Annotated in this window: 6 protein-coding genes and 1 tRNA gene; 4 read left to right on the top strand and 3 right to left on the bottom strand. The window is 65.5% G+C overall.

Annotation, left to right across the window (positions count from 1 at the left end; all coding sequences use genetic code 11):
- The 3 genes from RIF85_RS13510 to argS form a co-directional block, all read right to left on the bottom strand.
- Positions 1-842 (bottom strand): homoserine dehydrogenase (locus tag RIF85_RS13510; protein WP_309072418.1); only part of this gene is annotated, 842 nt, incomplete at its 3' end.
- Positions 843-850: 8 nt separating this feature from the next.
- Positions 851-2,311 carry a diaminopimelate decarboxylase gene (gene lysA / locus RIF85_RS13505; RefSeq protein WP_309072417.1) on the bottom strand — a complete coding sequence of 487 codons (1,461 nt, stop codon included), beginning with the start codon at positions 2,309-2,311 and terminating at the stop codon, positions 851-853.
- Position 2,312: 1 nt separating this feature from the next.
- Positions 2,313-3,962: an arginine--tRNA ligase gene (gene argS, locus RIF85_RS13500; protein ID WP_309072416.1), complete on the bottom strand. Its 1,650-nt coding sequence runs from the start codon at positions 3,960-3,962 to the stop codon at positions 2,313-2,315.
- Positions 3,963-4,112: 150 nt separating this feature from the next.
- On the opposite strand from argS, the gene RIF85_RS13495 reads away from it, so the two are divergent.
- The 4 genes from RIF85_RS13495 (at position 4,113) to RIF85_RS13480 (ending at position 7,144) form a co-directional block, all read left to right on the top strand.
- Positions 4,113-4,571, top strand: a complete 459-nt coding sequence (locus RIF85_RS13495) for an FMN-binding protein (RefSeq protein ID WP_309072415.1) — start codon at positions 4,113-4,115, stop codon at positions 4,569-4,571.
- A complete protein-coding gene (locus RIF85_RS13490; protein ID WP_309072414.1) occupies positions 4,568-5,440 on the top strand; it encodes an FAD:protein FMN transferase in 873 nt (290 codons plus the stop codon). The genes RIF85_RS13495 and RIF85_RS13490 overlap by 4 nt, the downstream gene beginning before the upstream one ends.
- Positions 5,441-6,973 carry an oxidoreductase gene (locus tag RIF85_RS13485; protein WP_309072413.1) on the top strand — a complete coding sequence of 511 codons (1,533 nt, stop codon included), beginning with the start codon at positions 5,441-5,443 and terminating at the stop codon, positions 6,971-6,973.
- Between the two features lie 98 nt (positions 6,974-7,071).
- Positions 7,072-7,144, top strand: a tRNA-Arg gene (locus RIF85_RS13480).
- Positions 7,145-7,152: the final 8 nt, after the last annotated feature.

Here is a 7,152-nt window from a genome sequence, read left to right as displayed (position 1 = left end):
GGCAGCAACGTGGGGTGGACCCGAACGCTGACGCCGTCGTCGCCCGCGGCGTCCTTGATCAGCTCCGCGATGGCGAGGAGCTTGATGACAAACCCTGCATCCTTGGCGGCGGCGATGTCTTCTGCGGAGACCGAGCTGATGCCCTGGCAGTGGACGTTCTCTAGCGCGAAGCGCGTGTGGAAGGAGAGCGAAGCGAGAATCGCGGCCTTGGACGCGGCGTCGTATCCCTCGATGTCGGCCGTCGGGTCAGCTTCTGCGTACCCGAGACGCTGTGCATCGGCCAGTGCGTCCGCGAACTGGGCGCCCGTGCTGTCCATCTGGTCGAGGATGTAGTTGGTGGTGCCGTTCACGATGCCGAGCACGCGGGTGATGCGGTCGCCGGAGAGGCTGTCGCGGATCGGCCGGAGAATGGGGATCGCGCCGGCGACTGCTGCCTCATAGGACAGCTGCACGTGGGCAGCGTCCGCCCGCTCATACAGCGTCGGGCCGTCCTGAGCGAGCAGCGCCTTATTTCCGGTGACGACAGTGGCCCCGTGGTCGATCGCCCGCAGGATCAGCGTGCGTGCCGGCTCAATCCCGCCCATGAGTTCGATGACGATATCCGCACCCTCGACCAGAGCCTCGGCGTCCGTGGTGAACAGCTCACGCGGCAAATCAGCTTCACGGGGTGCGTCGATTGTCCGCACGGCAATGCCCGTGAGCTCCAGACGCGCACCGACGCGGGCGGCTAGATTATCGGCGTCCTCGAGAAGGATCCGCGCAACCTGCGATCCGACGTTTCCGCAACCGAGCAGCGCAACTCGCACTGTTCGGTTGGCACCGGTGGGATTGGTGGCGTTCATCAAATCGATCAGGCTCCTGGTTTCAGAGTTGCTCGGTCGTTGCTCTGCCCGCGCGGCACATCGCGCGAGAGCAGGTCTTCCTCGGTTTCGCCGCGCACGATCACGCGGGCTTCTCCGTCCTTCACCGCGACGACGGGAGGGCGGGTGAGGTAGTTGTAGTTGCTGGCCAGAGACCAGCAGTAGGCACCCGTCCCGGGTACCGCGATGAGGTCACCGTATGTGGTGTCCCCGGGCAGGTAGGCGCTGCGCACCACGATGTCGCCGCTCTCGCAGTGCTTGCCGACCACGCGCGACAGAACCGGCTCCTCGACGGAGGTGCGGGATGCCACCGTCGCTGAGTAGTCGGCGTCGTACAGCACAGGGCGGGCGTTGTCGCTCATGCCGCCGTCCACCGACACATAGCGCCGCGGATGGGAGCCGCCGTCGAGGTCCACCTGGACCGTCTTGGTGGTGCCTGCCGTGTACAGCGTGAGGGTGCTGGGACCGACGATGGCGCGGCCGGGCTCGATCGAGATCCGCGGCGCGCGCAGCCCGTGCCCGGCGCAGGCATCACCGACGACGGCGGCCATCGCCTGCGCGATGACGGCTGGGGAACGCGGGGTGTCGGCTTCGGTGTAGGCGATGCCGTACCCGCCGCCCAGGTCGAGTTCTTCCAGCTCGACGCCGTGGCGGTCGCGCACCTCGGCGAGGAACCCGAGCAGCCGGCGCGCCGCCAGCTCGAACCCCGCGGACTCGAAGATCTGCGACCCGATGTGGCTGTGAACTCCCAGCAGGTGAATACAGGGGTGGCCAAGCGCAGCTGCGACGGCCTGCGCGGCAGGTGAGTCCCCACCCGGCGACGACGGAGCCAGGGAGAGCCCGAACTTCTGGTCCTCGTGCGCGGTGGCGATGAATTCGTGGGTGTGTGCGTGCACGCCGGGGGTGAGACGGAGCATCACGTTGGCGGTCGCACCGCGGGCCTGCGCCAGCGCACCCACCCGCTGCAGCTCATCAAGGCTGTCCACGACGATGCGTCCGAGCTGCAGGTCCAGCGCGCGGTTCAGTTCGGCATCGGACTTGTTGTTGCCGTGCAGCGCGAGCTGGCGCCCCTGCAGACCTGCCCTCATGGCGACCGCGAGCTCGCCGCCGGAGGATGTGTCCAGACGGAGGCCTTCTTCGGCAACCCAGTGGGCTACCTCCGAGCACAGGAAGGACTTGCCCGCGTAGTAGACGTCGACTCCCCCGCACAGATCCCGGAAGGCGGCATTGAAAGCATCCCGGAAGCCGCGGGCACGGGCACGGAAATCATTCTCGGACACCACGTAGACGGGCGTGCCGAACTGCTCGGCCAGGTCAGTGACCGCGATACCGTCAACCGACAGGACGCCGTTGCGCCCCCTGGTGACAGTGGATGCCCACAGGGCCGGGTTGAGGGAATTGACGTCCTTCGGGTAGGACAGCCATTCGGGGGCGAGAGGTGAGGCAGGCACGTTACATCCGTTCCGGAGCAGATACGCCCAGAAGATCCAGCCCGTTGGCGAGAACCTGCTGGGTGGCGTCGTTGAGCCACAGCCTGGTCCGGTGGACATCCTCGACCGGAGCATCGCCGATGGGAGCGATGCGGCAGGCGTCGTACCACCGGTGGTAGGTGCCGGCAATGACTTCAAGGTGCCGGGCGACCCGGTGCGGCTCGCGGAAGGTGACGGCCTGGGCCACCACACCGGGGTACTGACCCAGCGCCGCCAGCAGTTCACCTTCGGTGGCGTGCGTCAGGGCGGCAGCGTCGAATGCGCTGGTATCGACGCCGGCGGAAGCGGCGTTGCGCTGGACGGCATGGGTCCGGGCGTGCGCGTACTGCACATAGAACACCGGGTTCTCATTGCTTCGCTTGGTCAGCAGGTCGAGGTCGATGTCAATGTTCGAGTCGGCCGAGAACCGCGCGAGGGTGTACCGGGCAGCATCCACGCCGACGGCGTCCACAAGGTCTTCGAGGGTGACAACGGTTCCGGCTCGCTTGGACATGCGGACGGGCTGGCCGTCCTTCATGAGGTTCACCATCTGGCCGATCAGCACCTCGACAGTGTCCGGGTTGTCACCGAGCGCCGCTGCCGCTGCCTTCAGCCGGGCGACGTAGCCGTGGTGGTCCGCCCCCAGCATGATGATGTTCAGGTCGAAACCGCGCTGCCGCTTGTTCACGAAGTAGCCGATGTCGCCGGCGATGTAAGCGGGGCTGCCGTCCGACTTGATGACCACGCGGTCCTTGTCGTCACCGAACTCCGTGGACTTGAGCCACCAGGCGCCGCCTTCGAAGAAGAGGTTCCCCGAGGACTTCAACTGCTCGAGAAGTCCGCCCACGAAGTTGTCGGCGAACAGCGAATGCTCATGGAAGTAGACGTCGAAATCAACGCCGAAGTCATGCAGCGATTTCCTGATGTCACCGAACATCAGGTCGACGCCGACAGCGCGGAACTGCTCGAGCGCTTCCTCGTCCGGCTGGTCCAGGATGGCCGGAACGATCGCCAGGACCCGGTCCTTGATGTCCGAGATGTAATCGCCGCCGTAACCGTCTTCCGGTGTGGGCTCGCCCTTGGCGCTGGCGTACAGCGAGCGCGCAAAGCGGTCGATCTGCGCTCCATGGTCATTGAAGTAGTACTCCCGCGTGACGGAAGCGCCCTGGGACTGGAACATACGCGCCAGCGCGTCGCCCACGGCAGCCCAGCGCGTACCGCCAAGGTGGATCGGCCCCGTAGGATTCGCGGACACGAACTCCAGGTTGATCTTCGTGCCGTTCAGAGCATCCGACGTGCCGTAAGCGCGTCCAGCCTCAACGATCGAGCGTGCCAGTTCACCGGCGGCACCTGCGTCGAGGCGGATGTTGAGGAAGCCCGGACCGGCGATCTCGACGGAAGCAACGCCGTCGATCGCTTCAAGCCGGGACTTAAGGATGCCCGCGAACTCGCGGGGATTGATGCCGGCCTTCTTTGACAGCTGAAGGGCAATGTTGGTTGCCCAGTCTCCGTGCTCGCGGCTCTTCGGCCGTTCGACTCGTACCTCGGAAGGCAGCTCCACGTCAATTTCACCGGCTGCGACGGCGTCTTTCAGGCATGAGGAGATTGCGGAGGAGAGTTCTTCGGGAGTCACCCATCCAGCATAACGGCGCGGGTCTAATCCCCCTGATTCTGTGACGGACGCCAAGTCGCCGACCCATCCCGCAGCCGTTCTGAACCGAATGAGGGCCATTAGCGTTGTACAGGAGCAGAACCGCTTCCAGTTCCCCACCGAGGAGTTTGCGTGACTGACGCCGTGAAGAAGCCTTACCAGCGCTGGGCCCTGACGGGGCTTGCCGCCGTTTCCCTCATGGGATCGGCGGCGTGTGCTGCCAGCCCGACGCCGTCGCCCGGTGGCGGAGGTGACGCTGCCAACGCCGCCGAGCCCGGAGCCGGCGGATCCGGCAGTTATGCCGATGGCACCTACTCCGCAACAGGGTCCTACCAGACGCCCGGCGGCGAGGAGTCAATCGGCGTCACCGTCACCCTCGAGGCAGGCAGTGTTGCCGATGTGCAGACCGAGCCCATGCCGAGCAACGCCACCACCGAGCAGTACCAGGGCAAGTTCAGCAGCGGAATCAAGGAGCAGATCGTCGGGACTCCGCTCGACGAACTCAGCGTCGACAAGGTCTCAGGCTCCTCCTTGACCAGCGGCGGCTTCAGCGACGCGATCGAGCAGATCAAGGGAGAAGCCGCGCAGTGAGCCCCGCGGGCTACGCGCACAGATTCAGCTTCGACGCCATCGGCACACGGTGGCATATCGACACTCCAGGCGAGTTGACCGCGGAGGTCCGTGCCGCCGTCGTCCGTGTGATCGACCACTACGATGCCACTTATTCCCGCTTCCGCGCCGACTCGCTGGTCTCGGCGCTCGCCGCGGACGGTGGTTGCGTTGACCTGCCTCCCAGTGGTGATGCACTGGGTCGCGTATTCCGAACGCTCCACCGGCTGACCGATGGAGCCATGTCACCGTTGGTGGGGCGGTCACTTGACCAGTTGGGATACGACGCCGACTACTCCTTTGTGCCCCGCGGCGCCCCCGTGCCGGCAGCGGCGTGGGACGCAACCTTCCAGTGGCGTGGGAGCACCATCTCCTCCGGGCAGCCGGTCATGCTTGATGTTGGGGCCGCCGGCAAGGGACAGCTTGTCGACCTTGTTTCGGCAACGCTGGCGGAGGCTGGTCACCGGGAGCACACCGTGGATGCCGGCGGAGACATGGTGCACTACGGAACCGGGGCCCTCCGCGTAGCGCTCGAGCATCCGTACGCTCTGGACACGGCAATCGGCGTCGTGACGCTGCAGGACCGGGCGCTCTGCGCATCGGCCTCCAACAGGCGCCGCTGGGCTGATGGCTTGCACCACGTGCTGGATGCAACAACGGGGCAATGCGTCGATACAGTGGTGGCTAGTTGGGTGCTGGCCGACAATGCGCTCGTTGCCGATGCTCTGGCCACCGCCCTCTTCCTTGTCCCGCCGGAAGTACTCCTTGCCGAGTTCGACTTCGACTACATCCGGGTTTCCTCGGAGGGACGCGCGCATTATTCATCATCATTGGCAGGAGCGTTGTTCTAGATGGTCGGACGGCTGAACTGGGTCACCAGGCTGGACACTTTCCTGGGCAGGGCCACCATGTACCGCCTGGTTTTTATCCTTCTGCTGATCCTGAGTGCATACGCCTTCGTCCTGTCCGCGTTCGGTCTCCTGGCCTTTACGCCAACGGAGCTCGGCGCGACCCTGGCTACCGCGGTGATCGCATCCTGGGGCGGTACGCGGGTGATGGCGATGATGCTCCGGGCACGCCCCCACACGGAGTCCTCTCTCATCACCGGGCTCCTGCTCTTCTTCGTGATGTTTCCGTCCGATGAGGCCTCCGGGGTAGGCGGCATCGCGATTGCCGGCCTTGCTGCCGCCGCGTCCAAGTACTTGCTCGCTGTCCGCGGCCGTCACATCTTCAACCCGGCCGCATTCGGCGCCGTCGCAGCGACGCTGCTCGGGTTCGGCGCCGCCGCCTGGTGGGCTGCCAACCCCGCAATGCTGCCGGTGGTATTGCTGGCCACCATCCTGATCCTGTTCCGAACCCGGAAGTTCCCCATGGGCGCCGTTTTCCTCGCCCTCGCGGTCGGAATCCTGGTGGCGCGCCTGGCAGCGGGCGGAACGGATCCGATCACCGCTCTGCAGCTGGTCTTCGTGTCCTACCCCCTGCTCTTCCTGCTGGGCTTCATGCTGACGGAGCCGCTGACCCTGCCGCCAAGGCAGTGGCAGCAGCTCCTGGTCTCCGCCGTCGTTGCCGTGGTCCTTGCGCTGCAGATCAGCATCCCGCCCGTCTTCCTGGGACCCGAGTACGCTCTGCTGATCGGCAACGCCGTCGCATTCACGATGGGCCAGCGACGGCGTGTACGCCTGCGCTACGAGGGTTCCCGGCAGCTGACTCCCACCAGCGCGGAAGTCTCCTTCTCTCCGGAGTCACCGGTGCGCTTCACTGCAGGTCAATATATGGAACTCACCCTGCCGCACGCTCGGGCGGACAGCCGCGGCCTGCGCCGCATTTTCAGCATCAGTTCAGCGCCCGACGACGGCACCATCCGCTTCGGACTGCGACTCTCGAATCCACCGAGTTCCTTCAAAGCTGCCCTGTTGAGCCTTCGCCCCGGGGCGTCGGTGGAGGCAACGTCCGTGGGCGGTGATTTCGTGCTGCCCAAAGATCCGTCGGTGCCGCTGCTCCTGTTCGCCGGTGGAATCGGGATAACGCCGTTCCTCAGCCAGTTGGGATCGATCGCCGGGAACAATACCGCCGGGAGTAATAAGAGGCGCGACGTCGTCGTGGTCTATGTTGTCAGCCGGCCAACGGAACTCGGCTATGTCGACGAGCTTTCAAGCGCACGTGTGCTGCTCTTCTGCCCCGGAGATCCGGGACCGCTGCCGGAGGGCTGGACCCGAGGCAGCACGGACTTCCCGACTGCCGAGGAGTTGCGCTCGCTGGTTCCGGACCTGGGACGGCGGCGCGTCTACCTTTCCGGGTCACCGACCACCCTGGCGCGAGCCAAACCGGTTATTCGGAGCGCCGGTGGGAAGTCGATCAGGACCGACGCTTTCCTCGGCTACTAAGGCCTCTCCGAGCCCTTCAGGCGGCGTTTCGTTCAGCCAACTTTTCCCTGCTAAGCTTCATGAGTCCCTTTCGGCCACTGGTTCACTCCGGTGGCCGCGCCCTCGTAGCTCAGGGGATAGAGCGTCTGCCTCCGGAGCAGAAGGTCGTAGGTTCGAATCCTATCGAGGGCACATTTCTT

The sequence above is a fragment of the Arthrobacter sp. genome (assembly GCF_031179385.1).
Lineage (GTDB): Bacteria > Actinomycetota > Actinomycetes > Actinomycetales > Micrococcaceae > Arthrobacter_D.
This window is presented reverse-complemented; position numbering and strand designations above follow the sequence as displayed.

Bases quoted from the DNA above. Each gene is read 5' to 3' on its own strand.
- RIF85_RS13485 (WP_309072413.1), top strand. From the start codon at position 5,441: ATGGTCGGACGGCTGAACTGGGTCACCAGGCTGGACACTTTCCTGGGC.